This is a genomic window from Asaia bogorensis, assembly GCF_900465345.1.
GTDB classification, from domain to species: Bacteria; Pseudomonadota; Alphaproteobacteria; order Acetobacterales; family Acetobacteraceae; genus Asaia; species Asaia bogorensis_A.
On the sequence record NZ_UEGO01000028.1, the window covers coordinates 1 to 26997 of the forward strand.

Here is a 26997-nt window from a genome sequence, read left to right on the forward strand (position 1 = left end):
TAATTAACTGTATTGAAGAGCATCCCGATATTGATTTTACGCGCCTGCTCAATCAATTTCCTCCCGCCAAGCCACTGAGTAATCCGGCGCCTGATGCGTGGGCGCTCCTGGCCCCCGATGCGGCCACATGTTTGAGCGCTTCAACTGCTCAGTGATCTTCTGGGCCAGTGCGTCCATCTCCGCCCCGGTCATCTTCGCGTTCACGCGCCTTGGCTTACCCCGGTAGTCGAGCGAGATCGACATGCGGATGGCGAATGTCACGTCTTCTTCGGAGGCTGGGGTCAGGTCTGTCATGAGCGAGAACAGAACGCGAACAAGGGCGGGAGTCAATTAAAACCGCCCGCACAAGCAAAGGGCGGCCCGAAAGCCGCCCCTGCCTATCACCACCACGATGATCGCTGCGTGCCGGGCTTGATACCGGCTATCGCTGACGGACGCTCACGCGCTGGTGGGGCCTTTCCACCGATTAACCGTCTGACATGCTTGCTTTGGGCTGGTGAGCCGCATGATCTCGCTTAGGGAGAGCCCTCTCCCGCGTGTCCATCCACGCCGCCGCAGCCCGCGTAGAGTCGCACAAACCTGCGGGTAAGTACAAGCGCCATTGCGTGGATATAGTCGGCGAATTTTTGGCTTCCTCGCTTGGGTTCGAACCAAGATTGGCGGAATCAAAATCCGTTGTCCTACCGGTTAGACGACGAGGAATGAGTGCTGCGGCTTATTCGGAGTTTCACCGACCCGGCAGGGAGCGCATCCCACACCGCTCTTCTCGGGTCGCCGCAGCCCTCGCAGAATCGCACGATCTGTCGGGTCAGTACAAGGGGAAACGACTCGCGCCTAACGAGAACAAGTCACGAACAAACTGCACGGATTTTGCACGGATCGGGCCGGACGACTCTAGACCGTAATAGATCGGTTTAGATCGAGAAGATGCAGGGGCACCGCCCTGCGATCGTCAAAAACGGCAGTTTTCTGCGGGTGAGGATGGTGGGTGCGACAGGGATTGAACCTGTGACCCCTGCCGTGTGAAGGCAGTGCTCTACCGCTGAGCTACGCACCCATCCTGCGGTGCCGCGTCTCTAGCAAAGGCCCGAAGACGCGGCAAGGCGGAAAATGAAAAAAAGGATCAGAACCCGAACATGTGGTCGAGCGAGAACCCTGCCGAAGCGTTGCGCTGACCGTGATAGCCGAACAGACGGCAGCTCAGATCACGGATCAGGACATAGCCGCCAATCCCAGCCTCGGCCAGTTTCTCGGCACCGAAGATCTCATGCGGCCAGACCATATAGGAGCCCGACGGATTGATGCTGATCCTGCGGCGCTCCAGCTCGACGCCATCATTCGAATAGAGATGCAGAATCGTCTCTGAGGGCGCTGTCCCCTCCACCGAGGCCGGATGAATCAGGCAGGAGAAGCTTTCATGGCCCTCCTGACCGAGCTTGAGAAAAAGACGTGTCGTCAGACCCGGCGGCGGACCGGCGTAGGATTGCGGCTCGCTACGCCACGTCATCAGCGTGTTGAAGATATGCCCGCCAAAGCTGGTCTCTGCCGCGTGACCGTTCTCGCGGTTCTCATAGCGCATGAGGGCATGCATCCAGCCATCCCCCTCGCCACCGTCGCGGAAATCATACACGAGGTCGGCATGGCCAGCGCAGTCGGTCAGCTCATGCAGGGCAATAGCCGTCTCATGGTTGCGCGGCAGATTGCCCAGAAACTTCTGGGTGATGAGCGTCCCTTCATCGTCGAAAACATCGAGACGCAGCGGGAGGCTGGTGATCTTTTCCGACATCGGGTTCGGCTGCACCACGCTGGTGAAGCGCCTGGGGTCGAGAATGGGGAAAGGCAACACAAACCCACGGCCCATCGAAGGCGGGAGTTTGCGCAATGCTGGTTCGGGTACGAGGTCGCGACGCTCCACGTTCAGATGGGCGATACGGGTCAGGGCCCCTTCGGTAATCTCGTAGCGTGGCCGTACGATGTGATTACCCGAACGCAACTCAAGCTGGGCCGGCCAAACAATATCTTTCACAAGCGCGCCCACATCGAGCGCATAGGTGGAGAATGGGCCAACCTCGACCGTGATCGGGAAATGCGTCTCCTCGCCCATCTGATTGAGCGTGATGGCACCCGCCGGAATGGGCGTTGCGTGGCTGTTCTGGATCCAGAGGACCAGCGTCTCACCGGGGCGCGGTGCTGGTAGCGTTGCAAAACGCGGTGATGGCCAGGCATTGGCGTCATGCGTGACCGAGAGGCTGGGTTCGCCATTCTTGCCATAAGTGTCTAGCGCATATTTCACGACATCATGCCCACGCGCACCGAGCACATGAACAAAAAGCTGACCGCAGAAAGCCGGCAGATCGAAACGCGCCCGCACCACGGTACTGTCCACAACAATACCGGCAGGCGCGTCGGGAATTTCCTCTTCCCATTCAGCCAGGATCTCGCCCTTGTCGTCATAAAGGCGGAACCAGTAACGCACATCGGTCGCGTCGTAATTGCACCAGTAATTCGCCGTGACGAGCCGCGTGCTGAAGCGCTCATCATCACGAAAGAACGCAAAATTCGTCGCGAAATTGAGCTTGTCGAGATAGTTACGCGGATTGCTCAGCATGGAGTCCGGCAATTTTGCGGGCTCCAGAGAGAAGATCTGCTGATCGGCATGGGTGACGCGCGCGAGGCGCGACAACATCTTTTCATGCTCGAAAGAGAGGGCAAGCACCTGCCTGGCCTCGGAGGATGAAAGATCCGTCAGGGCCAGCTTCTCGCCGCCCAGCCCATCATCCTTGCCCACCTGCTCGCTGTCATGCGTGTAGACACCGCAGGAAGGCGTGAGTCCGGGGTACAGGGCGACCAGCGTACGCAGCACATTGCCCGGGTCATAAACCGCAAAGCCACCTCCAGCCGCCAGTGTCGCTTCCAGTCGCCTCAGAGCCTCGCTCGCCAAGGGATGCGCAAGCGCCTTGTAGAGGATGTTTCCGCCGCCCTGAGCGTCGAAGGTGATGATATCGAGCATGGTCGTCCTGTACCCGTTTTCTTTATTACGGACCCCGCCACTCCTTGTTCAGAGAGCGAGACGCCGACGCATTTCATCGGCCGCTCTGCCGGTATCGTCAAGCGGCGTTATAGCCCACGGCTCCCACGCCCCCGTGAACGGACGGACGCGCCCGGCCTCGGCCAGCGTCTCGACAAAGGTCCGGATACGCCGTGAACGCCCCGGCAGATCGATGATCAGGACCGGCGCTGTCGTGGCGGCGGCTTCCGAGATCATGGACACGCTGTCCGTCGTCACGGCAATCATATCGGCGCAGGCAAGCATACCAAGATAAGGATTATCGCCCTGCCCGTCCCATATCATGGCGCGTGACGGATCCAGCGCCTCGCGCAACACCGCCAAAGCTGCCGGATCGGTTCGGCGTGAGGGTGTAAGGGCAATCGTTACATCCTGCGTCCGGGCGATCCCGGCAAGCTGTGCGCCGAGTGTTGCGGCTTCATTGACGCCAAAACTGAACCGGCCATTCGCGCCGCCAATCAGAACGGACAAGAGGGCCTTTTTGCCTGTTCGCAGCCTGCTCTCCCACAGGGTCCGGGCGTCAGACAGCTTTGCAGGGGTTACGCCATGCAGGGCGGTTCGGGCCGCCACGACATTGGGTCCGGCCATGCGATCATGAACATTGGCCACAATCAGGTCAAAGCGAGCCGCATCCATGCGGGGGTTCTGTATCTGCACCAGCGGCAGGCCAGTGCGCTTTTTCAGCGCTGCCCCGACTGCCCCGCCTGTCCCGCCAACGCTGACAAGCAGGCGGGTGTCGCCCGGCAGCACGATCGGTGCCGTAGCACGCAGCGGATCGGGGCAGAATCTCGTGGGGATACGGCGCCAGACTCCTCCGATCCGCACGGGATGAAAATGCCATTCCAGCCCCGCACGCTCGACAAGACCGCTCGCCTGGGCGCGCATTCCGGCAAAATCTTCAGCAATGATGGCTACACTCATAACTCGGTAATTCCTTCACCGGCAGAACTTTGGCAAGAAGCATCCATGAGTGATGTTCAAGATCCTGCCGCCTTTCCATTCGACCCGCTGGTCAGCGCGGGCCTCAAGCAAGTAGGCATAGAGAAACCCAATCAGGTGCAGACCCGCGTCTGGCCCGAACTGAATGACAGGCGCGATGTGCTTCTTGTGGCACAGACCGGCTCTGGAAAGACCGCGGCTTACGCAGCGCCCGCCTTCCAGCGCCTTCTGTCGCTCTCCGCGGAACGTCAGCCCGGCGCACCCCGTGTACTGATTCTGGCCCCGACCCGTGAGCTCGTGACCCAGATCGCCGGTGTATGCCGCCAGATCGGCAGACGCCTGCCCTTTCGGACGCGTCTGCTCTGCGGCGGCCTCCCCAAGGATGCGCAGATCGAGGCGTTGGCGGAAGGCGTGGATATTGCGGTTGCAACCCCTGGCCGTCTGATCGACCTCCTCGCCAGCGGCGCCTGCAGGCTCGACCTTGTCAGCATGCTGATCGTGGATGAGGTAGACCAGATGCTGGACGAGGATTTCCTTGCAGCAATGGATGATATCATCCTGCATTTGCCGCAGGAACGTCAGGCCATGCTGTGCTCTGCCACGCTGCCGCCCACGGGCCGCGCCCTGGCCAGTCGCCTGCTTCACAAACCCGTCACGCTTGAATTCGAAAGCCAGACCGTCACGCCGCGTCGTATCAAGCAGCGCGCCATGTTTGTTGAGGCCGAGGAAAAGCTGGCCACCCTCACCCGCCTGTGTACCGAAACCGAGGGACGCCAGATCGTGTTCCTGCGCACAAAGGCTTCGGTGGACCAGATTGGAAAGCACCTGCGCAAGGCAGGTCTGCCCGTTACAACGCTGCATGGCGATCTGGCACAGGGCGCAAGACAGAAGGCGGTAGAGGCCCTGCGTAGCGGGCGCTCCATGATCCTGCTCACAACGGATGTCGCAGCCCGAGGGCTCGACATTGATGATGTGGCGCTCGTCCTCAATTTCGATCTGCCCGAGAAGGCCGAAACCTACGTGCACCGCATCGGCCGCACGGCGCGGGCAGGCAAGCGCGGCGCGGCGCTGTCCTTCTGCTGCACGCGTGATGAGCGGCTTTTGCTGAGGGCGATCGAAAAGGAGATCGGCTACCGTATCAGCATCGTTTCCTGAGTTACACGGCCTTGAGGTTTTTGACAGGCAGGGTCTAAACTCTCCTCATGACCGCTCCCAAGGCCCAGACGATGGACATCATTGCGATTCTGGAAAAGCTTGTCTCGTTCGATACGACAAGCCGTCATGCCAATGCGCGCCTCATCGACTGGATTACTGCGCTGCTTGATGAGCAGGATGTGCCCTACACGCGCAGTCGTGGGCCAGAAGACGGCAAATGGAACCTGCATGCCATTATCGGCCCGGTAGCGCCCGGTGGTCTGGCCTTGTCTGGCCATGTCGATTGCGTGCCCGTCGAGGGACAGGACTGGTCTCGTGATCCGTTCAGCCTCACCCGGCAGGACGAGAGACTCTACGCACGCGGTGCCACCGACATGAAGGGGTTTGTGGCCGCCATGCTGGCCGCCGTACCCCGCATCCAAAGCCTGCCCCTGCGCAAGCCTGTCCATCTCTTCTTCACCTTCGACGAGGAAATCACCTGCAACGGTGCCCGCTATCTGATCGAGGATGTCATCTCACGCGGCCTGATGCCCGATCTGTGCGTGATTGGTGAGCCGACCATGCTCGCACCGATCATCGCCCATAAAGGGCGATTCACGGTGCGCGTCGATATCCGGGGCCGCCCTGCCCATTCCTCCCAGCCTGCGTTGGGCGTCAACGCGCTTCACGCCATGGGGCGTGCCATCACAGCACTTGCGGATATGAGCGACGCTTTTGAACGCGATGGCCCCCATGTCAGCGGTTTCCTGCCCGATCACACAACCATGCAGGTAGGGCTCGCCAGTGGTGGCAGCATTCTGAATATCGTGCCCGAACAAGCCAGTTTCGAGCTCGAATGGCGTGCCGTACCGGGTGACGATAACGCCGCAATCTTCCAGTCCATTACGGAGCGTCTTGCGCCAATCGACGCAGCCCTGCGCGAGGCCGATCCATCTTGCGGGCTGACATTGACGCCTCTCGTCGACCTCCCGCCCCTGAACCTCTCACCCACATCGCCCCTGGTCTCGCTTTTGCAGCAGATTACGGGGCGCAACAGTGCGGGTTATGTCTCTTACGGGACGGAAGCCGGTATCTATCAACAGGCCGGGCTCGAGACGATCGTGTGTGGCCCCGGTGATATCGCCCAGGCGCATAAACCCGATGAATGGATCACAATCGACCAGCTGGCGCGATGTGAAACCATGATCGACCGCCTTGTCAGACAGATCTGTCTTGCCGCATGAGTTGCGGGGCATCACCGCGTGATCATCACCCTGTCCGCAGGCGGCGGCAGCGCCTCCTGCCCAGCCTGGCGCTGCCGCGTCGCCTTCCCGAATTCCCAATCCTGATCGACCCACCTGATCTCTCACCGTGGCGGGCCGGCAATAACGGAATACCCGGTGTCATCGAGCGCGAGAGCCCCGTACCGGGGCCGGAAATCGCGGTGATTTCCCTTATTCACGGCAATGAGTTCGCTGGCGCCGCCGCTGCCGACCGTCTGCTCAGGAAGGATATCAGGCCCCTTTGCGGAACACTGCGCATCGTATTTGCCAATATGGCCGCCTTCGAGCGTTTCGACCCATCAAACCCGACGGCTTCGCGCTTTATCGGTGAAGATCTCAATCGTGTCTGGTCCAATGACAGGCTGAGCCAGAAGCCTGGTTCGGTTGAAATGGCGCGGGCGCAGGAGTTGCTGCCCGTCATCCAGCGCAGCGACATGCTGCTCGATCTTCATTCCATGTTGTGGGACTCGTCGCCTCTCTTCATCTCGCCGCAGACAGAGCGCTCGATCACACTGGCGGGTCTCCTCTCGTCGCAGGCCGATACACCCTTTCTGACCCTCACCGATCTAGGGCATGTGGGAGGCGCAAGGCTGATCGAGCAGGAGCGTTTCATGGCTCCCGGCGGCACAGGGCGCAGCGTGCTGCTTGAGGCAGGTCAGCACTGGCGACCGGAAACGGTCGAGACCAGCGCACGCGTGATTCGTCACTTTGTTGAGAATGCAGGGTTTGTGCATTGGGGGAGCCGGGACGAGCCAGTCACCGTCTCACGTCAGGCAATGGTGACCGACAATGTCGTCGCCAGAAGCGCCAGTTTCGGGTTCACCGAGAGTTATCTCGGTGGTCAAGTGATCGAAAAGGCGGGCACAGTTATCGCGCTGGATGGTGATGATGAAATCTGTACGCCATACGACCAATGCGTCCTCATCATGCCCAATCTGTGTGTACGCAGAGGACAACTGGCGGTGAGGCTCGCGCGCAGGCTATAGACCCTATCTGGTCGCCACAGCCAGACGACACCCTTGACACGATCACGGCGAAACCCGGTCATACGATCCACCGCAATCGCCCCGCGCGGGCAAAAAAAGGGGGGCTCATCGCCCCCCCCTCTTCTATCCTCAAGCGCCGGGATAGGCGACGTCATAGATGGGGAAGCGACGGCAAAGCGCCTTTACCTCGTCATGAACGCGCTGCTCGACGCTGTCCTGCTCCGGCGTTCCGTAGGCACTCAGCACTTCATCGATCATACGTGCGATCGTGCGGAATTCCTCAACGCCAAAACCGCGTGACGTCGCGGCCGGGCTGCCCAGACGGATACCAGAGGTCACAAACGGCTTTTCGGGGTCGAACGGGATAGCGTTCTTGTTGGCCGTGATCCCGGCGCGCTCGAGAGCCGCCTCGGCAATCTTGCCCGTTACCTTCTTGGGACGCAGATCGACCAGAACGAGGTGGCAATCCGTCCCACCGGTCACGATGTCAAAGCCGCGTGCCACAAGCTCCTCAGCCAGAACGCGGGCGTTCTCAGCCACCGCGCCCTGATACGCCTTGAACTTCTCGCCAAGGGCCTCGCCAAAGGCCACAGCCTTGCCAGCAATGACATGCATGAGCGGACCACCCTGAAGGCCCGGGAATACGGCGGAATTGACCTTCTTGGCGATGTCCGGATCATTCGTAAGCACAATGCCACCGCGCGGGCCGCGCAGCGTCTTGTGCGTGGTGCTGGTCACGATATGCGCGTGGGGCACGGGGCTCGGGAAAAGACCAGCCGCGACGAGACCGGCGAAATGCGCCATGTCCACCATCAGATAGGCGCCCACCTCATCTGCGATACGACGGAAGCGCGCGAAGTCGATATGACGGGGATAAGCCGAGCCACCTGCGACAATGATCGTCGGCTTGTGCTCACGTGCAAGGCGCTCCATTTCCTCGTAGTCGAGGGTTCCGTCCTCGGCACGCACACCGTACTGCACCGCGTTGAACCACTTTCCTGAGTAGTTCGGTGCCGCACCATGCGTCAGATGTCCACCAGCGGCGAGGCTCATGCCCAGCACGGTGTCACCCGGCTTGCCGAGCGCCATGAAGGCGGCCTGATTGGCGTTCGCGCCAGAATGGGGCTGCACGTTGGCAAACTCGACGCCAAACAGCGCCTTGATACGCTCAATCGCCAGATTTTCCACGCGGTCGACATCGACGCACCCGCCGTAATACCGCTTGCCGGGCAGTCCTTCGGCGTATTTGTTTGTCAGGACCGAGCCCTGCGCCTCAAGAACGGCAAAAGAGGTGATGTTCTCGGATGCGATCAGTTCAATGCCATCCTGCTGACGGATCAGTTCGGCGTTGATGATTTCTGCCACCTCGGGGTCTGCTTCATTCAGACCGCGATGATAGAAATCGTGCTGGGGGGACATGTTCTCGCGAGTAGTCATTCTTTTCTCTCCCGGAGGGGGCGCACAGACGCGGAAAATGGCGTATCACGATGGGCAATATCCCAGATTTCCCCCCGCCGCCAACCCGTTTAGCGCGGGAGAGTTGTTTTAGAGGAAGACTGAATGGCCCAGCCCCTCGCCGCCCTGTGGCGGCGCAAACCGATTGACGTGGCAACCGACGAAAAAGGCGAACACGGGCTGCACCGCGTTATCGGACCGTTTTCACTGATTGCCCTTGGGGTGGGCACGACCGTCGGGGCTGGCCTGTTTTCATTGACAGGCATTGCTGCGGCCCAGAATGCGGGGCCCGCGGTCATACTTGCTTTCGTGGTGGCTGCCATTGCCTGCGGATTTGCTGCCTTCTGTTATGCCGAACTGGCCAGCATGATCCCCTCTGCCGGCTCGGCCTATTCCTACAGCTATGCTGTGCTTGGCGAATTGGTTGCATGGATTATCGGTTGGGACCTTGTGCTGGAATACACCGTAGGGGCAGCAGCCGTAGCCTCGAGCTGGTCAAGCTATCTGGCCTCGATTCTGGGTCAGTGGAACCTGCATCCGGACCCGCGCTGGATGGCATCCCCGATGAGCATGGTGAAGCTGCCGGATGGCAGCATGGCTCATGGCTGGATCAACCTTCCCGCCATGGCGGCAATTGTCTTCATCGTCATGCTTCTGCTGCGCGGCATTTCCGAGTCCACGCGCATCAATGCTGTGGTCGTGGTGCTCAAACTCGGAGTGGTCGGCGCCTTCATCATATTCTGCTCGCCCTTCATCAAGCCCGAGCATTTCACCCCTTTCATTCCGCCCAACACAGGCGAGTTCGGTCATTTTGGCGTCTCGGGCATCATGCGGGCTGCTGGCATGATCTTCTTCGCCTATCTGGGCTTTGACATCATCGCCACCACCGCTCAGGAGGCCTGCAATCCAGAGCGGACCATGCCTATTGGTATATTGGGCAGCCTGCTTATTTGCACCATCATCTATATCGCCTTCGCCTTCGTGCTGACCGGTGTCGTTGATTATCGCCAGCTTGAGGGCGATGGCAGCCCTGTGGCCACCGCCATCGATATCACCCATCTGTTCTGGCTGCAGGGCGCTCTCAAGTTCAGCATCCTGTTTGGCTATATCTCGGTGCTGATGGGGCTCATGATGGGTCAGGTGCGCGTATTCTATGCCATGTCGCATGACGGCCTGCTACCGGCGATATTTGGCCGCCTCAGCCCACGCACGCGGGCACCAGCCGTGTCTCACCTGATCTTTCTCGTGGTGACCTGCCTGCTGGCAGGGCTGGTGCCGATCTCTGTGCTCGGCAACATGACCTCAATCGGCACCCTGCTCGCCTTCGTGCTGGTCTGCGTGGGTGTCCTGATCCTGCGCATTCGTGAGCCAAACCGCCCCCGCGCGTTTCGTGCACCCGGCGGGCTGTTCACCCCGGTCTGCGGTATCCTGAGCTGCCTCGCGGTCATGGTGTCGCTGGATGCGCTTACCTGGCTACGCATGGTGGTCTGGCTGATCGCCGGACTGGTCGTTTATGCGCTGTATGGTATCAAAAAGAGCAAGCTTACCGCCGAGGGAACAACGCGATGATCACCGGATCCTTTCCACTCAGCCGTCCAAGACGTAACCGTTTCGACGGTTTCACGCGCCGCCTCGTAGCCGAAACGACGCTGACGATCGACAATCTGATCTGGCCGATCTTCGTCTGTGATGGCAAAGAGCAGCGCAGCAGTGTCGCCTCCATGCCAGGGGTCGAACGCGTGAGCGTGGACCTGCTTGAGGCTCATCTGGCCGAGGCCATCGGTCTCGGTATCCCCGCTGTGGCCCTCTTCCCGATCACCCCGACAGACATCAGGGATGCGACGGGCCGTGAGGCCACCAACCCGGACAACCTGATCTGCAAGGCTGCGCGTGAAATCAAGCGCCTGTATCCTGACCTTGGGCTGATCGGTGATGTGGCGCTCGACCCCTACACCGATCATGGCCATGACGGTCTTATCGAGGGCGATTACGTCGTCAATGACGCATCGGTAGAGATTTTGGCCCTGCAAGCCATCAACCAAGCCGCAGCCGGGATCGACATCATTGCTCCGTCTGACATGATGGATGGTCGCATCGGCGCGATACGCACCGCTCTGGACAAAGCGGGGCACGACAACGTGCGCATCATGTCCTATGCGGCCAAATATGCCTCTGCCTTCTATGGTCCGTTCCGTGACGCTCTGGGGTCCGGGGGACTGCTCAAGGGCGACAAGAAAACCTATCAGATGGACCCTGCCAATTCCGATGAAGCGCTACGCGAGGTCGCGCTCGACATCCAGGAAGGCGCAGATATGGTCATGGTCAAACCCGGCATGCCCTATCTGGACATCATCCATCGGGTACGCGAAACCTTCGCCGTTCCGACGTTCGCGTATCAGGTGTCGGGTGAATACGCGATGCTGATGGCGGCTATCCAGAATGACTGGCTGGACCGCGATCGCGCCATACTTGAGAGCCTGCTTGCGTTCCGGCGTGCCGGTTGTAATGGCGTCCTCACCTATTTTGCCGTCGAGGCTGCAAGGTTGCTCCGTAGCAGGCTGTGACGACCGCGCGCCAAAGGCGCGGCGGCAGGGCTTTCGTCGCCGGAATGGCGGCAGAGGCTCACGCGCGCGAAACGCTTGCAAATGCGGGCTTCGTGCTTCTTGCCGAGCGATGCCGCACCCCATATGGCGAGATCGATCTCGTAGCGGCGAATGACAGTCTCACCCTGTTCGTCGAGGTCAAGCAGCGCCGCACATTGGATGAGGCCGCCTACGCCCTGAGGCTCCCTCAACAGCGCCGTCTTCTGGCCGCTGCGGAGTTTCTTCTTCAGACACAGCCGTCATGGCGACGCGAAAACACCCGGTGTGACCTCATGATATATGACGTCGCTGGGAATGTCGGATGGATCGAGGATATTCTGAGGGACGGTTAGACCAACCGTCGAACAGCGCAGTTGCCGCTGCTCCGGACCCGCCTTGGATGAGAGACAGAAGCCCTCGGGGAGCGACCGCGGCTGCATAGCATGGCGGTCGGAAATAGTCGGCGGGAAACGCCTGGATGACGGTCTGATTGGCTAACGGAGTTCATTAGCGGAGACCGGCTCCGATAAGATTCCTTGCAGGGGAAATCAGATACCAACCGCGCAGGAAGGCAGTTTAAGCGGGGCGCAATAGCGCCCCAGTCGATCAGCCGTGACGGCGAGCGTGATGCTTGCTGCTTGCCGGTGCCTTGGCGTGATAGACCACGGTGTGGACAAGGGCGCGACGCGACGGCGCTGACACGTGACGGGCGGCCACCTGATGAACGGCTGCGCTGTGGTGATGCGTATAGGTTGTGACGGGGCGGTGATAGACGGGCGTAGCGGTCAGTGCATCAAGCGTCAGCTTGGAGGCTTCCCAATCGGTGATCTCTCTTGCGCTTGCACCATGAGAGGCAAAGGCTGCCCCGACGGCGACGACTGAAGCTGCAAGTTTGAGACCCGATAGACGCCGCATTTTTTCTTCCCTCTGAATGACTTCCGCCACGTTAGTCAGGACTGCGAAAGCACAACAAGAGGTCTGAAGAAGAAATTTTTACAAGAAGATTTACCGTTGCAATACTGCCACAGTTTAAGACGAAACCGTGGCAGCGCGCAAAGTTTATGGCTTAATCAAGGCAGATCAGGACACCTTTTTGGCGATCTGCTTTTCCTCCAGCAGAGACTCCAGTTCGCCACTCTGGAACATGTCGGTCACGATATCGCAGCCGCCGATGAACTCACCCTTGATGTAAAGCTGCGGCACCGTCGGCCACTGCGAAAAGTCCTTGATGCCCTGGCGCAGTTCCGGGCTGGCAAGCACATTGGCCGTTTCGAAATCGACGCCCATGTGCCCGAGGATCTGCACGACGCGTGCGGAAAAGCCGCATTGAGGGAACAGCTTGTCACCCTTCATGAAAAGCATGACGTGATTGTTGTCGATAAGTTGCTGAATCTGCTGGAAAGTAGCTTCGGCCATGGATCGCTCCTGTGCGCGAGATGCGCGTTGGGTCAATAATCACTTAATTATAGACCCAACCGGTCTCGATTGTCAGGGGGTTTGTGTTTTGAGGGCCAGAGCGTGCAGCTCTGTCCCCATACGACCACCAAACGCGTCATAGACGAGCTTGTGCTGGCGCACCCGTGGCAGCCCCGCGAAAGCGGTGCTGGTCACGGTTGCAGCATAATGGTCCCCATCACCCGCGAGATCATGGATCTCGATCACGGCGTCAGGCAGGGCAGCCTTGATGGTGCGTTCGATTTCTTCGGCGCTCATTGGCATGGCTCAGCGCTCCATCAGCTTGGGAAAGAACTCGGCATTGACCTTGCGCATACGCTCGGCCGACAGGCTCATACCGTCGGTCAGAACCAGTGAATCACCCCCTGAACGTCCGAGATGGCGCACTGGCACATGAGCCTTTTCAGCTGCGTCGATCAGCGCGGTAGCATGCTTGGTGGCCACCACGTAGCAGGCCTGATCCTCGCCGAAATAGTAGGCATGAAGGCTGGTGCCGTGATGCGGCTTGTCAAGATGGCAGCCAACGCCGCTCGCCATGACCATCTCCGCCACGGCCACAAGCAATCCGCCATCGGCGATGTCGTGGCAGGCCTCGATGCGCCCCTCCCCGATCATCTTGCGCACGAAGTCACCGTTGCGACGCTCGGCGTGAAGATCGATGATCGGCGGGGCACCATCTTCGCGATGGCAGATCTCACGCAGCCATAGCGACTGGCCGAGCTCACCACGGATCTCACCGATCAGCACAAGCTCGCACTGCTCAGGCATGCCAAGACCAATCGCCTTGGTCACATCGTCGATCACACCGATAGCGCCGATAGCTGGCGTCGGCAGGATCGGCTGGCTCAGACCGCTGGGATGGCTCGTCTGGTTATACAGCGAGACATTGCCACTCACGACCGGGAAATCCAGCGCACGGCAGGCCTCACCCATGCCTTTGATGGCATCGGCGAACTGACCCATGATCTCCGGCTTTTCCGGATTGCCGAAGTTCAGGTTATCGGTCACGGCCAGCGGCAGTGCACCCGTTGCCGTGATATTGCGCCAGGCTTCTGCAACGGCCTGAGCCCCACCCGCATGCGGGTCAGCCTGACAATAGCGCGGCGTACAATCGGTCGTCATGGCAAGACCGCGCTTCGTGCCCTCGACACGAACGATGGCAGCATCGGCCGCACCGGGGCGACGGGCCGTCTGGCCACCTACACCGCTGTCATACTGGTTCCAGACCCAGGCGCGCGATGCGAGATCCGGGCAGGCCAGAAGGGTCAGCAGCGCATGTTCGACACCCGCAGGATCGGCCACCGTGCCCAGACGCGCCGGCTTTGCAGCGTGCGTCATGGGACGATGGTAGAGCGGTGCCTCATCAGCCAGTGGCGCAAGCGGAATATCCGCTTCCGTCTTGCCAAGATGCTTGACCGTGATATGCGCCGTATCTGTCAGCACACCCACAATAGCGAAATCGAGGTCCCATTTTTCGAAAATGGCGCGGGCCACGTCAGTGCGCTCAGGCTTGAGCACCATGAGCATACGCTCCTGGCTCTCCGACAGCATCATCTCATAGGCCGTCATGCCCGTTTCACGCTGCGGCACCTTATCGAGGTCGAGCTCGATACCGACACCGCCCTTGCCCGCCATCTCGACAGCAGAGGATGTGAGGCCAGCCGCACCCATATCCTGAATCGCCACGATAGCGTCGGTCGCCATCAGTTCGAGACAGGCCTCGATCAGCAGCTTCTCGGTGAACGGGTCACCCACCTGCACCGTCGGGCGCTTGGACGCCGCATGCTCGTCGAATTCAGCAGAGGACATGGTGGCGCCATGGATGCCATCGCGCCCGGTCTTGGAGCCCACATAGACCACCGGATTGCCGATACCCGCAGCAGCCGAGAGGAAAATGCGATCCTGACGGGCGATACCAACGGTCATGGCGTTGACGAGCGGGTTGCCATTATAGGCCGGGTGGAAGTTGATCTCACCGCCTACCGTGGGCACGCCAACACAGTTACCGTAGCCACCAATGCCACGCACCACGCCGTCAATCACGCGCTGCGTCACAGGAAGCGACGGGTCACCGAAGCGAAGTGCGTTCAGATTGGCAACGGGGCGCGCGCCCATCGTGAACACATCGCGCAGGATGCCACCCACACCAGTCGCCGCGCCCTGATAGGGCTCGATGAACGACGGGTGGTTGTGGCTTTCCATCTTGAAGACAGCCGCGAGACCGTCTCCGATATCCACAACACCGGCATTTTCGCCGGGGCCATGAATGACCCAGGGGGCCGTGGTGGGCAGGGTCTTGAGATGCACGCGTGATGATTTGTAGGAGCAATGCTCCGACCACATGACCGAGAAGATACCAAGTTCGGTCAGGCTGGGCACGCGGCCCATGATGTCCAGAACCTTCTGGTATTCCTCGGCAGACAGACCGAAGCGGGCGGCGAGTTCAGCGTTGACGATCATGCTCATGCGACGAGACTCTTCACCAGACCCGAGAACAGAGGCACGCCATCTGTCGCGCCAAGATCGGGATCGACCAGGTTTTCAGGGTGGGGCATCAGGCCGCAGACGCGCTTGTTGGCGCTCAGGATGCCTGCGATGGAGCGCTGGCTGCCATTGGGGTTGCTCACGCGGTTCGCGGCATCGAGCGTGCCCTTGGCGCAAACATAGCGGAAAGCCACGCGATCTTCACCCTCGAGGCGATCGAGCTCGGCTTCCGAGGCCGTGTAGTTGCCGTCACCATGAGCCAGCGGCGCACGGAAGACATCGCCCTTGGACCAGTCGCGCGTGAAGGCCGTATCCTGCGTCTCGACGCGCAGGAACCCGTCCTGCGAAAGGAAACGCATCCCTGCATTACGCAGGAGCGCCCCTGGCAGAAGCTGGGCTTCGGTCAGGATCTGGAACCCGTTGCACACGCCCAGTACATACCCGCCGCGCTCGGCAAAGGCACGCACCTCGCGCAGGATCGGCGAATGGGCGCCCATGGCGCCCGAACGCAGATAGTCGCCAAAGCTGAATCCGCCCGGAAGGACAATCAGGTCCAGATCGGGGAGGCTCGTATCACGATGCCAGAGCATGGTGGGCGCCTTGCCGCTGACGAGACGAAGCGCCTGCTCCATGTCGCGCTCACGGTTCGTGCCGGGGAAAACGACGATACCGGCCTTCATGGCTTCCCTCCCTGGCCCGAACACGGATAGGCCTCGTGCAGAGCCGCAAAAACGGATTTGCCAACAGGGAATTTCAGGACGTCCTGATGAGCCTTGAGCCAGGACAGCACCTTGCTGCGCATGGCATCGGTTGTTTCGGCGTCAGGAACGCAGAAACCGACCACCGTGCCGCTATCGCCATTGCTCTTGGCGTTCAGGGCTGAAAGCGCACCAGAATCAGCCATGCCAGCAATATAGGCATCACAGACGGCCTTGCCCTGAGGCTTGGAGCAGATGGCGCCAAAGCGACCAGCCTGCATGGAAGAGAGACGATGCTCATCAGCCTGAGCCACACCGGCCAGGCCGCCTGCTGGCAGTGCAAGAGCAACTGCCGCCAGAAGAGCCAGCTTGCGGGTCATCCAACAACCTCGACAGCGAAATCTTCAATCACGAGGTTCGCCAGAAGCTCACGGGCCATCGCCTCGCCCTGGGCGAGTGCCTTTTCACGATCTTCGGTCGCGATCTCGAGTTCCATGGTCTTGCCCACGCGCACTTCGCCAACATTGGCAAAGCCCAGCACCTCAAGGGCGTGACCAATGGCCTTGCCCTGCGGATCGAGCACGCCTTCCTTCAGCATGACATTGACGCGAATTTTCATTGCATGACCTCCGGTCCTTTGAGATCGCCGTTGCCGGCCTCGGGCAGAATGCCAAGGCGGCGGGCGACTTCCTGATAAGCTTCCTCGACACGGCCCATATCCCGACGGAAACGGTCCTTGTCGAGCTTCTCGCTCGTCTTGGTGTCCCACAGGCGGCAGTTATCGGGAGAAATTTCGTCGGCGAGCACAATACGCATCTCGTCGTTTTCCCACAGGCGACCGAATTCGAGCTTGAAATCGACAAGCTGGATGCCGATGCCCTGGAACATGCCCGTGAGAAAATCATTGGTACGCAGCGCGTAGGCGTTGATCTCATCAAGATCCTGCGCATTGGCCCAGCCAAAGGCGGTGACATGCTCTTCCGACACCATCGGGTCGTTGAGCGCATCGTTCTTGTAGTAATACTCGAGAATCGAGCGGGGCAGACGCGTGCCTTCGGCAAGGCCTAGGCGCTTGGCAATCGAGCCCGCAGCCACGTTGCGCACAACGACTTCGAGGGGGATGATCTCGACTTCGCGGATCAGCTGCTCGCGCATGTTCAGGCGACGAACGAAATGAGTCGGAATACCGATTTCATGCAGGCGGAGCATGAGGTGTTCGCTGATGCGGTTGTTCAGCACGCCCTTGCCGGTAATGATCCCCTTTTTCACGCCGTTGCCGGCGGAGGCATCATCCTTGAAATACTGAACGAGTGTGCCGGGCTCTGGCCCCTCGAACAGGATCTTGGCTTTTCCTTCATAGAGCTGACGACGGCGTGCCATGACGATCTTTCAAAAACGGTGAACGGCGTTGTCCCGCATATAGCAGCGGAGCAACGCCGTTCATACCCATGATCGTCCCCTGTCGCCATGACAGGAGAGCGCCTGTCGTCTTATTCGGCAGCAGCAGCCTTGGCGCGAGCGATGGGCGCAAAGGTGCCGTCACGCAGGGATGCCTCGAGCTGTTCGAGCGAACGGCCCCGTGTCTCGGGCACATAACGCAGCACGAAGAAGAACGAGACGGCATTCACGGCTGCGAAGAGCCAGAACGTCCCGCCAGCGCCGAGCGCCTTCACCATGCTGAGCGTCGTGAGAGAGATGATCAGATCTGCGCCCCAGTGGCTGGCAGCAACAAGGCTCATGCCCGTGCCACGGCAGGACAGCGGGAACACTTCGGCACCCACCAGCCAGATCGCCACCGACAGACTGCCGACGTTGAACACGACATAACCCACGACGGCAGCGGCAGTCACAAATGCACCCCAACCATGCGTCTGGCCGGTGAAGAACATGAAGCCCAGCAGAACGAGCGAGACGACAGCACCGGGGATCATGCGGAGCATCAGGGTGCGACGCCCCCAGGCATCGACAGCCCAGCCGCCGAACGCGACCGTGCCAACCATCGAAACACCGACCGCAACCGAGGTCAGCAGAGCGGATGACTGACCAAATCCAGCATCGGCAAAAATGGTCGGCGCGTAATACATAACCGCGTTGATGCCCGTAAGCTGGCACAGCAGTGCAATACCGACGGCCGCGATGGTAGCCGGACGAACCCAGGGCTTGAACACTTCGGAAAGCGGGGCCTTCTCGTCGTGCTGGTCCTGAATTTCCTGCAGTTCGCGGTCAGCCTCGGCATCGGTGCGACGCACGCTACGCAGAACGGTGCGAGCACGCTCGAATTCACCCTGCATGGCCAGCCAGCGCGGGCTGTTGGGCAGGAAAAGCATACCGACAAAAAGGATGACCGCCGGAATGACACCCAGGCCGAACATCAGGCGCCAGGAGTAATCCTGAAGCAGATAGCCGGTGATGAAGGAGATAAGCTGACCAAAGGCAATGGCAAACTGGAACGCGACCACGAGCGAACCACGACGCTCGGGCGGCGCGATCTCGGCAATGTAGATCGGCACGATCTGCGAGGAGGCACCGATGGCAAGCCCAAGGATAAGGCGGGCAAAGGTCAGGATGGCGACGGTGTGCGCGAAGGTCACGATCACCGTTCCGATGAGGAACAGTGTCGCCGCAGCGATGATCGTACGACGACGACCCAGACGATCCGAAAGCGGTGCTGCCGAGATACAACCGATCAGCGCACCGAGAATAACGGCCGAGGTAACGATCTCGGCGCTTTCCGTGGTCAGCTGGAATTGCGGCGTGAGCTGAAGCAGGGCGGCCGAGATAATGCCAGTATCATACCCGAAAAGGAGGCCGCCCGTCGCCGCGATAACGGCGATGAAGTTCGTTAGTGCATGCCCTCGTGGGCGCGATGTGGAAGCCATTGGTCAGCTTTCGTCTTGGTCCGGATGAACGTGCTTGAGATTACAAACACGTTACTTCCACAATTAGACGCCACAAGGTCAACACATAATGTGGGATCTCAACCAAAAACCTTGTCATATATGCGGTCTACGGCAACAAGATGTCGTGTGCTGTCCATAGCCTCATCCAGCACCGTTGAATCGACCCGACCAGCGACCTCGGGATCCGCATCCAGATTCTCACGGAAGCTCCGAGCTTCCGGTGTCCCGAGTTTCGTCCAGGTCTCCATCGCATTGCGCTGCACGATACGATAGGCGTCCTCACGCGAGATGCCCGAGCGGGCAAGAGCGAGCAGGACCTCGCCCGAATGGACGACACCACCCAGCGATTCGAGATTGGCCATCATGCGCTCGGGATACACCACCAGCTTGTCCATCATGCCTGCCAGGCGCATCAGTGCGAAATCGAGGCCAATCGTGGCATCGGGGCCGATGTTGCGCTCGACAGAGGAGTGGCTGATATCGCGCTCATGCCAAAGGGCCACGTTTTCAAGCGCCGGGATGACGTGCGAACGGATCAGACGCGCCAGACCGGTAAGATTCTCTGAAAGCACCGGATTACGCTTGTGGGGCATGGCCGAGCTGCCCTTCTGCCCGGGATGGAAGAATTCTTCCGCCTCGCGCACTTCCGAACGCTGGAGGTGACGCACCTCGACAGCCAGACGCTCGATACCGCTCGAAATCACGCCAAGAGCACAGAAGAATGCGGCATGACGGTCGCGCGGGATGACCTGCGTCGAAACATCCTCGGCGGCAAGGCCAAGACGCGCTGCCACGAATTCTTCCACACGGGGGTCGATATGGGCGTAGGTGCCTACAGCGCCTGAAATCGCGCAGATGGCAATTTCTTTGCGGGCTGCCAGCAGGCGCTCACGATTGCGGGCGAACTCGGCATAATGGCCAGCGAGCTTGAGCCCGAAGCTGGTCGGCTCGGCATGAATGGCATGCGAGCGGCCGATCGTGACGGTGTTCTTGTGAGCGAAAGCCTGCTTCTTCAGTGCGGCCAGTACAGCATCAAGATCTTCGAGCAGCAGATCGGTTGCCTGAACGAGCTGGACTGAAAAGCACGTATCCAGAACGTCGGAGGACGTCATGCCAAGATGCACGAAGCGGCTCTCCGGGCCGATCTTCTCAGCCAGCCATGTCAGGAACGCGATCACATCATGACGCGTCACGGCCTCGATCTCGTCGATACGGGCCAGATCCTCGTCCGAGAACGCGGCCATGGCGGCGTCACCACGCTCGCGAATGACCTGCGCCGCTTCCTTCGGCATGTCGCCCAGCTCTGCCATCGCCTCACAGGCCAGCGCCTCGATCTCGAACCAGATACGATAGCGGTTGGCAGGCGACCAGATGGCGGTCATTTCAGGGCGGCTATAGCGTGGCACCATGACGGTAAGGCTCCTTCGGGAAGAAAACGCTGCGAGAGCGGAGAGTCCGGATCGGGCCCTCTTACCGCAATACGCACGTCACGAACACCTTCCAGACGAACACCCTGCGTTGGGGTGCGTATAATTGCGCGCACCCCGTCTGGCCGCTAGGCTCCGGGCCCTGAAGATATGTGGAGGATAATGTGGCGCCTGATCTCACCTGGCACGCCCTGATCGCGCTTGCCCAGGTTGTCATGATCGACATCACCCTGGCGGGCGATAATGCCGTCGTTATTGGCATGGTGGTGCGCGGCCTGCCCGCAGCCCAGCGACGCAAGGCCATCATCGTGGGGGTCGCGAGTGCGGCGCTCATGCGTATCGTTCTTGCCCTTGTGGCGTCGCAGCTACTGGCCGTTATTGGCCTCACCCTTGCAGGCGGGCTGTTGCTGCTCTGGGTTTGCTGGAAAATGTACCAGGAGATGCGCCACCCCGAACCCGCCGAGGGGGAGACGCGCAGCGGCACGCTGGGTCAGGCGATCTTCCGGATCATCCTCGCCGATCTATCCATGAGCCTCGACAACGTGCTTGCGGTTGCAGGCGCCTCGCTAGGTCATCCCTACGTGCTTGTGACTGGTCTCGCCTTCTCTGTCGTGCTCATGGGTGTGGCGGCGACGCTCGTGGCAAAGCTGCTCGAACGCTATCGCTGGATTGCGTGGCTGGGTCTCGCCATTGTGGCCTTTGTCGCCTGTGAGCTGATCTACAAGGGGAGTATCGAGGTGGTGCATCATGTCGCGGGCTAAATCTCTCCTTTTGACCAGCACGCTTCTTCTGCTTGGCGGCTGCAGCACTCACGCCCAGGAGCCCACCCCACCGATTACCGAGGCCGCAGCTCCAGATGAGGGCGGTGATAGCGCGGCGACATCCTCGATCGTGCCTCCTGTCACCAGTGCACCGGGGGATGTCGCCTCACGCCTCGACTCCTGGCTTGCTCTGATCAAACCGGATCCCGGCATCTCGGCGCGCGCCTATGCCGATTTTCTGGATATCACCCCCGCTTGGCCCGAACGCTCCGTCATGTTGTCGCGCTACCAGCAGGCACTGGCAACGCGTACGAGCGACAGCGAACTGGCGTCACTTTGCCCACGTGAGCCGCTTACTGGCGTACAGGCCTTCATGCGTTGCGCAACCCTTCTGCCCGACGCTGCCAGTCAGGCGCGTCGCATCTGGCGTAACGGCGCGGATCGGGAGACCGATTCCAGCCTCATCCTTGCGGAATACGCAACGAGCCTGACCCCTGACGATCACTGGGCGCGTTTCCAGCGCCTACTGCGCACACGCCAGTTCACGGCAGCAGGGCGACAGGTTTCGCTACTGGCTCCCTCCCGGCAGGGAACAGCGCGTGTGCTGATCGCGCTGCTTTCCAACGCCCCGGATTCAGCGGCGCAATTCGCTTCCCTTACCGACGCACAACGCGCCGAGCCACAGATCATGCTGGCGCGCCTGCGGCAGCTTCGGCGCTACGAGACGCCGGATGTCGCTTTCGCCCTTTGGCAAAGCAACGGCTTTGCCGCCCAGAAGCACGTACCATCAACCGACTGGACCAATGAGCGCCTTGGCCTGGCGCGCGCTTTCCTCGTGCAGGGCAACGTACCGCAGGCGCGTATCCTGGCCGATGACACGACATTACCCCTCAGTACCGCCCCCGCGCTGGAGGCGCGCTTCCTGCGTGGGTGGATCGACCTGCGTTTTGTCAAAAACCCTGTCCTGGCACGGGAGGCGTTTTCTCCCCTCACCCGTCAGACGAGCCTGATCACCAGAAGCCGCGGCTATTACTGGCTCGGACGCGCCTACGCCGCGGAGGGTGCACAGAGCGAGGCCAATGCCGCATGGCGTCAGGCGGCCACAATGCCCACGACATTTTACGGGCAATTGGCACAGGCCGCGCTGTCAGGAAAAAGCGATACACTGCTCCCCGATGGCGGTGACGTGCCCAGTCTGGCTCAGGCCCTCGCACGCGTGCCGTCGCTCTCCAGCGGCCCGGTCTCGCGCGGTGATCTCATCGAAGCCGCCCGCCTGCTGCATGAGCGCGGAGACGATGACCACGCCCGTGAGTTCCTGATGATGGGCTATGCCCAGGTGCAGGATGCCGCCGGTCAGGCAGCCCTGGCACGTTTCAGCCTGTCCATTGATGTGCTTGAGCCTGCTGTGTTCGCAGCGCGTCGCACAGGTCGTCTGGGCGCAGCGCTGTATCCCGAAGGCTGGCCCGTTCTCGATGGCGTGCAGGCCGAGGGGGACGGCCTGCCACATGGGCTCGCCCTTGCTGTAGCGCGCCAGGAAAGCAGTTTTGACGCGCATGTTTCGAGCCCGGCCAAGGCCATCGGCCTGATGCAGCTTCAGACAGGCACAGCACGGGATGTCGCCCGTCGTGCAGGTCTTGCCGGGGTCGATACGAGCGCCAGTGGCCTGCGGGACCCTTCAACGAACCTCACGCTGGGGCGCGCCTATCTGGCGCAGCTTTTGCAGCGCTTCGGCAATGTCGTGCCTGTTGTTCTCTCCGCCTATAATGCGGGGCCTCATCGCACCGATCAATGGCTGGCCAGCCTCCCCCTGCCCCAGCCCCTTACCCAGGAGGGGATGGTCGACTGGATCGAGAGCCTGCCCTACGAGGAGACACGCTCCTATATCCAGCGCGTCGAGGAAAACATGGCGCTCTATCGTGTGCTGGAGGTCAATCATCATGGCTGAATCAGCTCTCGTTCCAACCAGCCTGACAGAAAAGGCGCAAGCCGTTCTTGATTTCCTGCGTCAGCGTGGGGCACGCCTTGTGACCGCAGAGAGCTGCACAGGGGGGCTGATTGCGGCGATGCTCACATCGCTTGCAGGATCGTCAGACGTGATCGAGGGCGGGATCGTCAGCTATTCCAACGCCATGAAGATGGATGCTCTGGATGTTGCCGAGCGTACCCTCGAACGTCACGGTGCCGTCAGCGAGGCTGTCGCAACAGAGATGGCCATGGGCGCCCTCGACCGTGCCGAAAACGCGACCATCGCTGTTGCCGTCACCGGTATAGCCGGTCCGGCGGGCGGCACGGCGGACAAGCCCGTCGGCACGGTCTGCCTGTGTGTCATGGAGGGGACCAGAAATCCCGTACTGGAAACGGCTCATTTCTCCGGTGACCGCAATGATGTGCGCGCGGCCACGGTCGAGCGTGCCTTCGACCTGATCCTGACGCGCCTCGGCACATAAGCACACGCCATGCAGATGCCTGATCTCGTGCGTGGCACGCGCGAGATAAGGCATCGCAACGCGTCTTGCGATCAGTCCCCGCTTCGGTTCGCACAGCGTACCGAGGGTGAGAGATCCCGAACCGGCATCAGGCAGTCATGCCGGTCAGGATTTCCGCCCGGAGGCACCAGTTTCAGTTATCGATATGCTGGACGACCTCGAAGCCCTCGAACACCGGCGGCCCCAGTGTCAGGGGCTTGTTGCCACCCGCACCAGCATGCGCCTTGCGAAACTGTTCGGACTGGGTCCAGTCACGAAATGCCTGCTCGGATGACCAGATGGTGTGAGATGACCAGAGAATATGGTCATCCTTGACCGGCCCGCGCAGAAGCGAAAACGAGACAAACCCTGGCACAGTTGTCAGCAGGACCTCGCGGTCAAGCCAGCGCTGGCGAAAGGCCTCCTCGCTCTCGGGCAAAACCTGAAACCTGTTCATGGCGATATACATCGACGATACTTTCACAATCTTATTGATATTACTCATGAGAAACGGGGCGGAACGAGATCATGCGGCAGCAGAAATGGCCGCCCTGTCTCACGATGGCACCCCGGAACGACATCGGTCAGACCGAATACGTCCCGGAGCATGGAAGGTGTTATGACGTCCTCAGGAGGGCCGGCGTCGTAAATCCGCCCCCGTGCAAGCACCACAACCCTGTCGGCAAAAGCGGCGGCCCAGTTCAGATCGTGTAAGATGGCGAGACAGCCATTGCCTGCAGCCTTTCTGCCATTGCACACGCCGTTCTTGCCCGTACACGCCCGCGCGAGAGACAGAACCTGCCCCTGACGAGCGATATCCTGTGCTGAAACGGGCTCGTCCAGCAACAGGTATCCTTCATGGCCATGCCAGCGCAGCTGCACCAGAATACGTGCAAGATGCGCGCGTTGACGCTCCCCACCCGAAAGACTGGTGATGTCACGCTCACTGAACGCAGCCAGACCGACTTCCTTAAGGGTTCGGGTAACAAGCGCGTCGAGGCTCACGCGAGACGGGCCCCGAGCTTGGACCCCGAACCTCACCAGCTCACCCACCGAAAAGCGGGCATCAAGGTTCTGGTCCTGCGTCAGCATGGCGCGTCGGGCAGCGAGGCTGGCGGGGGAGAAACGATGCAGCGGCGTGCCGTCGAGTGTGACATGGCCCGAACTTGGCGCGAGCAATCCGGAAGCAACACGCATGAGCGTCGTCTTGCCTGCTCCGTTGGGCCCGATTACCGCAATCATCTCCCCCGGCGAGAGCGTGAGGGACACACTCTCGAGCAACAAACGCCCGTCATGAACGACAGAGACACTATCGAGCATCAGACTCACGCCGGAATCTCCTGATCACTGCTGCGCATCAGAAGCCAGATGAAAACAGGCGCACCCAGCGCCGCCGTGATAATGCCGACCGGCACATCGGAAGGAGGCGCAATGATGCGGGCCAAAGTGTCGGACAGAACCAGCAGAATGGCGCCAAGCATGGCGCTGGCCGGGATAAGGATCCGATGGTCGGGCCCGCTCGCAAGGCGAACAAGATGAGGCACGATCACCCCGACAAACCCGATCACGCCCGAAAACGATACGGCCGGCCCCACTGCAAGCGTAACGGCGAACAGACAAAGATATTTCACCCGCCTCACATGGCACCCCATGAGCGCGGCATTCTCCTCACCGGCCAGCAGCAGGTTGAGCGGTCGTGAGAGCGCCCAGAGCAACAGAAGAGAGACGATGGTGAGCGGCGCCAGAATTTCGATCTCGGGCCAGCGTACGCCAGAGAGACTGCCCATGGTCCAGAATGTCAGATCGCGCAACGCCGTATCATTGGCCCTGTAAAGCAGGATGCCGGTCGCGGACGAGGCAAGAGCGCCGAGTGCCACACCTGCAAGAACGAGACGACTGGTCGAAAGACGCCCCTGGCGCGTTGCAAACGCCTGGAGCCCGGCAGTCATCACGCAGGCGCCCATCATGCCGCCAGCCGGAATACCCCAATGGGCCAGAGCGGTGTCACCAAACCATAATGTGCCCTGAACGATCATCAGCGTCGCCCCCAGCGCTGCACCTGACGACACACCAATAAGGCCGGGATCAGCCAGCGGGTTGCGGAACATGCCCTGCATGACCGCCCCTGCCGCCCCGAGCCCCGCCCCAACGAGGATGGCCAGAACGATACGCGGCAGACGGATGCCCATGACGACAAGCCGCATGACCTGCGGATCGCTCACGCCGTGGGGGAAAAAGCCGAAACCGGTCGCGCCAGAGGCCAGAGCAAGAAGAAAGCTCGACACAAGCCCGAGCCCCAGCAGGACGAAGGCCGAGACCGGGTTGAGACGTCGCACATTCATGCAGGCAGCGCGTGGCGGGCAATTTCCTGAGCCAGCTCGAGCGCGACTTCGGCAGTACGCGGCCCGAAGCCAAGGAGCTTCTCCCCCTCCATGTCGATAATCGCCCCTCTCTGCCCGGCGGGTGTGAGTTTGACGGCCTCATCCGCAAGGAGGGCATCCCGCATGGACTGTCCGCCCTGACTCATCATGAGAATGACGTCCGGTTGCAGCCCGATCAGGGCTTCGCGCTCCAACGCCTTGTAGCCCTGCATGCCGCTTCCGGCGTTGATACCGCCCGCGAGCGTTATGATGGCATCGGCCGCCGTCCCGGTTCCAGCGGACATAGGTCGTCCATTGACCACACGCATGACAAACAGCACGCGGGCCTTTTTGGGGTGCAGTTCTTTCCATGCCTTAAGCGTGCGCAGCTGGTTATCGAAACGCACCACCATCGACGCCCCCTGCTCCTCGGCACCCACGATGCGCGAGAGCCTCAGGATGCGGTTCTTCACACCTTCGAGAGATGGCGTTGAATCGATCATAACGATCGGGACAGGTGATTCCATGAGCTGGTCGAGCGCGTTGGGTGGCCCGGAATCATTCATCGCGAGCACCAGATCGGGCCGTAAGGACAAGACCCCTTCCGATGAAAGCTGCCGCATATAGCCGACCGATTTCTTTTCGCGCAGGGCTGCAACCGGGTAGGTCGAGGTAATATCGACCCCGATGATCCGCTCTCCGACACCAAGCGCATAAAGCGTCTCGGTAATCGTGCCACCGATCGAAACCATGCGCTGCATGGTGCCCAGCGTGACATGACGACCGCGGCAATCCTCTACGCGTATGGGGCGGGCCTCACCGGCCCGCGCAGCGCGCGAAGCGGCTCCGGAAACGCCGGTTGCCAATGCCGAGAGCCCGAACTGACGCCGTCCAAACAACCTGATGCTCATGGTTCCTGACCCTTTTCTGCGGGGAGATGGGGGCTGTGTGGCCGGTTTCCCTCACCCGATGGAGCGGTGATTTAAAGGATGTTTTTACGT

Annotated in this window: 26 protein-coding genes, 2 tRNA genes and 1 pseudogene; 9 read left to right on the forward strand and 20 right to left on the reverse strand. The window is 60.8% G+C overall.

What is annotated here, in order from left to right; translation table 11 throughout:
* Nucleotides 1–48 precede the first annotated feature (48 nt).
* The 5 genes from ED655_RS09270 to ED655_RS09290 form a co-directional block, all read right to left on the reverse strand.
* A complete protein-coding gene (locus ED655_RS09270; RefSeq protein ID WP_162993470.1) occupies nucleotides 49–330 on the reverse strand; it encodes a hypothetical protein in 282 nt (93 codons plus the stop codon).
* Nucleotides 331–627: 297 nt separating this feature from the next.
* Nucleotides 628–702: transfer RNA gene (locus ED655_RS09275), tRNA-Gln, on the reverse strand.
* A gap of 280 nt (nucleotides 703–982) precedes the next feature.
* Nucleotides 983–1057, reverse strand: a tRNA-Val gene (locus ED655_RS09280).
* 66 nt (nucleotides 1058–1123) lie between these two features.
* A complete protein-coding gene (locus ED655_RS09285; RefSeq protein WP_122049943.1) occupies nucleotides 1124–3010 on the reverse strand; it encodes a hypothetical protein in 1887 nt (628 codons plus the stop codon).
* 48 nt (nucleotides 3011–3058) lie between these two features.
* A complete protein-coding gene (locus ED655_RS09290; protein WP_122049944.1) occupies nucleotides 3059–3988 on the reverse strand; it encodes a mitochondrial fission ELM1 family protein in 930 nt (309 codons plus the stop codon).
* A 45-nt stretch (nucleotides 3989–4033) separates the two neighbouring features.
* On the opposite strand from ED655_RS09290, the gene ED655_RS09295 reads away from it, so the two are divergent.
* From ED655_RS09295 to ED655_RS09305, 3 genes are read left to right on the forward strand one after another with little or no spacing between them, the layout of a single operon-like run.
* The gene (locus ED655_RS09295) at nucleotides 4034–5161 is read left to right on the forward strand and encodes a DEAD/DEAH box helicase (protein WP_122049945.1); all 1128 of its coding nucleotides are present in this window, start codon (nucleotides 4034–4036) and stop codon (nucleotides 5159–5161) included.
* A 47-nt stretch (nucleotides 5162–5208) separates the two neighbouring features.
* Entirely contained in the window at nucleotides 5209–6384 is a 1176-nt protein-coding gene (gene argE / locus ED655_RS09300) for an acetylornithine deacetylase (RefSeq protein WP_122049946.1), read from the forward strand.
* Nucleotides 6381–7409: a M14 family metallopeptidase gene (locus ED655_RS09305; protein ID WP_122049947.1), complete on the forward strand. Its 1029-nt coding sequence runs from the start codon at nucleotides 6381–6383 to the stop codon at nucleotides 7407–7409. Before argE ends, ED655_RS09305 begins: the two co-directional genes overlap by 4 nt.
* A 129-nt stretch (nucleotides 7410–7538) precedes the next feature.
* Here the strand turns inward: ED655_RS09305 and glyA are convergent, their stop codons facing one another.
* Entirely contained in the window at nucleotides 7539–8846 is a 1308-nt protein-coding gene (gene glyA / locus ED655_RS09310) for a serine hydroxymethyltransferase (RefSeq protein ID WP_122049948.1), read from the reverse strand.
* 123 nt (nucleotides 8847–8969) lie between these two features.
* Here glyA and ED655_RS09315 point away from each other — a divergent pair, with 123 nt between their 5' ends.
* Genes ED655_RS09315 through ED655_RS09325 form a run of 3 tightly spaced genes read left to right on the forward strand, consistent with a single transcriptional unit; the run spans nucleotide 8970 to nucleotide 11799 of the window.
* Nucleotides 8970–10433 (forward strand): APC family permease, encoded by a 1464-nt coding sequence (locus tag ED655_RS09315; RefSeq protein ID WP_122049949.1) that lies wholly within the window; start codon nucleotides 8970–8972, stop codon nucleotides 10431–10433.
* The gene (hemB, locus tag ED655_RS09320) at nucleotides 10430–11428 is read left to right on the forward strand and encodes a porphobilinogen synthase (RefSeq protein WP_122049950.1); all 999 of its coding nucleotides are present in this window, start codon (nucleotides 10430–10432) and stop codon (nucleotides 11426–11428) included. The genes ED655_RS09315 and hemB overlap by 4 nt, the downstream gene beginning before the upstream one ends.
* A gap of 44 nt (nucleotides 11429–11472) precedes the next feature.
* Nucleotides 11473–11799, forward strand: coding sequence for a YraN family protein (locus ED655_RS09325; RefSeq protein WP_122049951.1), 327 nt, complete (start codon nucleotides 11473–11475; stop codon nucleotides 11797–11799).
* A 253-nt stretch (nucleotides 11800–12052) separates the two neighbouring features.
* Here the strand turns inward: ED655_RS09325 and ED655_RS09330 are convergent, their stop codons facing one another.
* From ED655_RS09330 to purB, 10 genes are all read right to left on the reverse strand, one after another.
* The gene (locus ED655_RS09330; RefSeq protein ID WP_162993469.1) at nucleotides 12053–12361 is read right to left on the reverse strand and encodes a hypothetical protein; all 309 of its coding nucleotides are present in this window, start codon (nucleotides 12359–12361) and stop codon (nucleotides 12053–12055) included.
* A 165-nt stretch (nucleotides 12362–12526) separates the two neighbouring features.
* Complete coding sequence (gene grxD / locus ED655_RS09335) at nucleotides 12527–12862, reverse strand: Grx4 family monothiol glutaredoxin (RefSeq protein WP_122049953.1); 336 nt, start codon at nucleotides 12860–12862, stop codon at nucleotides 12527–12529.
* A gap of 72 nt (nucleotides 12863–12934) precedes the next feature.
* Entirely contained in the window at nucleotides 12935–13165 is a 231-nt protein-coding gene (locus ED655_RS09340) for a BolA family protein (protein WP_031241086.1), read from the reverse strand.
* A gap of 3 nt (nucleotides 13166–13168) precedes the next feature.
* Nucleotides 13169–15367, reverse strand: a complete 2199-nt coding sequence (gene purL, locus ED655_RS09345) for a phosphoribosylformylglycinamidine synthase subunit PurL (protein WP_122049954.1) — start codon at nucleotides 15365–15367, stop codon at nucleotides 13169–13171.
* Nucleotides 15364–16065, reverse strand: coding sequence for a phosphoribosylformylglycinamidine synthase subunit PurQ (gene purQ / locus ED655_RS09350; RefSeq protein WP_023979211.1), 702 nt, complete (start codon nucleotides 16063–16065; stop codon nucleotides 15364–15366). The genes purL and purQ overlap by 4 nt, the downstream gene beginning before the upstream one ends.
* Complete coding sequence (locus tag ED655_RS09355; protein WP_122049955.1) at nucleotides 16062–16463, reverse strand: Rap1a/Tai family immunity protein; 402 nt, start codon at nucleotides 16461–16463, stop codon at nucleotides 16062–16064. Before ED655_RS09355 ends, purQ begins: the two co-directional genes overlap by 4 nt.
* Entirely contained in the window at nucleotides 16460–16702 is a 243-nt protein-coding gene (purS, locus tag ED655_RS09360) for a phosphoribosylformylglycinamidine synthase subunit PurS (RefSeq protein WP_062164730.1), read from the reverse strand. Before purS ends, ED655_RS09355 begins: the two co-directional genes overlap by 4 nt.
* Nucleotides 16699–17463, reverse strand: coding sequence for a phosphoribosylaminoimidazolesuccinocarboxamide synthase (purC, locus tag ED655_RS09365; protein WP_025886165.1), 765 nt, complete (start codon nucleotides 17461–17463; stop codon nucleotides 16699–16701). Before purC ends, purS begins: the two co-directional genes overlap by 4 nt.
* Before the next feature lie 110 nt (nucleotides 17464–17573).
* Complete coding sequence (locus ED655_RS09370; RefSeq protein ID WP_023979207.1) at nucleotides 17574–18962, reverse strand: sugar porter family MFS transporter; 1389 nt, start codon at nucleotides 18960–18962, stop codon at nucleotides 17574–17576.
* Between the two features lie 98 nt (nucleotides 18963–19060).
* Nucleotides 19061–20392: an adenylosuccinate lyase gene (purB, locus tag ED655_RS09375; protein ID WP_122049956.1), complete on the reverse strand. Its 1332-nt coding sequence runs from the start codon at nucleotides 20390–20392 to the stop codon at nucleotides 19061–19063.
* 182 nt (nucleotides 20393–20574) lie between these two features.
* On the opposite strand from purB, the gene ED655_RS09380 reads away from it, so the two are divergent.
* The 3 genes from ED655_RS09380 to ED655_RS09390 are packed head-to-tail and all read left to right on the forward strand — an operon-like array spanning nucleotide 20575 to nucleotide 23618.
* Nucleotides 20575–21171 (forward strand): TerC family protein, encoded by a 597-nt coding sequence (locus tag ED655_RS09380; RefSeq protein ID WP_122039668.1) that lies wholly within the window; start codon nucleotides 20575–20577, stop codon nucleotides 21169–21171.
* Entirely contained in the window at nucleotides 21158–23116 is a 1959-nt protein-coding gene (locus tag ED655_RS09385; RefSeq protein ID WP_122049957.1) for a lytic transglycosylase domain-containing protein, read from the forward strand. Before ED655_RS09380 ends, ED655_RS09385 begins: the two co-directional genes overlap by 14 nt.
* A complete protein-coding gene (locus ED655_RS09390; RefSeq protein ID WP_122049958.1) occupies nucleotides 23109–23618 on the forward strand; it encodes a CinA family protein in 510 nt (169 codons plus the stop codon). The genes ED655_RS09385 and ED655_RS09390 overlap by 8 nt, the downstream gene beginning before the upstream one ends.
* A gap of 172 nt (nucleotides 23619–23790) precedes the next feature.
* On the opposite strand, the gene hmuQ is transcribed toward ED655_RS09390, so the two are convergent.
* The 4 genes and pseudogenes from hmuQ to ED655_RS09410 form a co-directional block, all read right to left on the reverse strand.
* Nucleotides 23791–24105 carry a heme-degrading protein HmuQ gene (hmuQ, locus tag ED655_RS09395; protein WP_031241083.1) on the reverse strand — a complete coding sequence of 105 codons (315 nt, stop codon included), beginning with the start codon at nucleotides 24103–24105 and terminating at the stop codon, nucleotides 23791–23793.
* Between the two features lie 32 nt (nucleotides 24106–24137).
* Nucleotides 24138–24926 (reverse strand): annotated as a pseudogene (locus ED655_RS09400) (ATP-binding cassette domain-containing protein); the annotation flags it as partial.
* Between the two features lie 35 nt (nucleotides 24927–24961).
* Nucleotides 24962–25978: a FecCD family ABC transporter permease gene (locus ED655_RS09405; RefSeq protein ID WP_122049959.1), complete on the reverse strand. Its 1017-nt coding sequence runs from the start codon at nucleotides 25976–25978 to the stop codon at nucleotides 24962–24964.
* Entirely contained in the window at nucleotides 25975–26907 is a 933-nt protein-coding gene (locus ED655_RS09410) for a heme/hemin ABC transporter substrate-binding protein (RefSeq protein WP_122049960.1), read from the reverse strand. Before ED655_RS09410 ends, ED655_RS09405 begins: the two co-directional genes overlap by 4 nt.
* Nucleotides 26908–26997 lie beyond the last annotated feature (90 nt).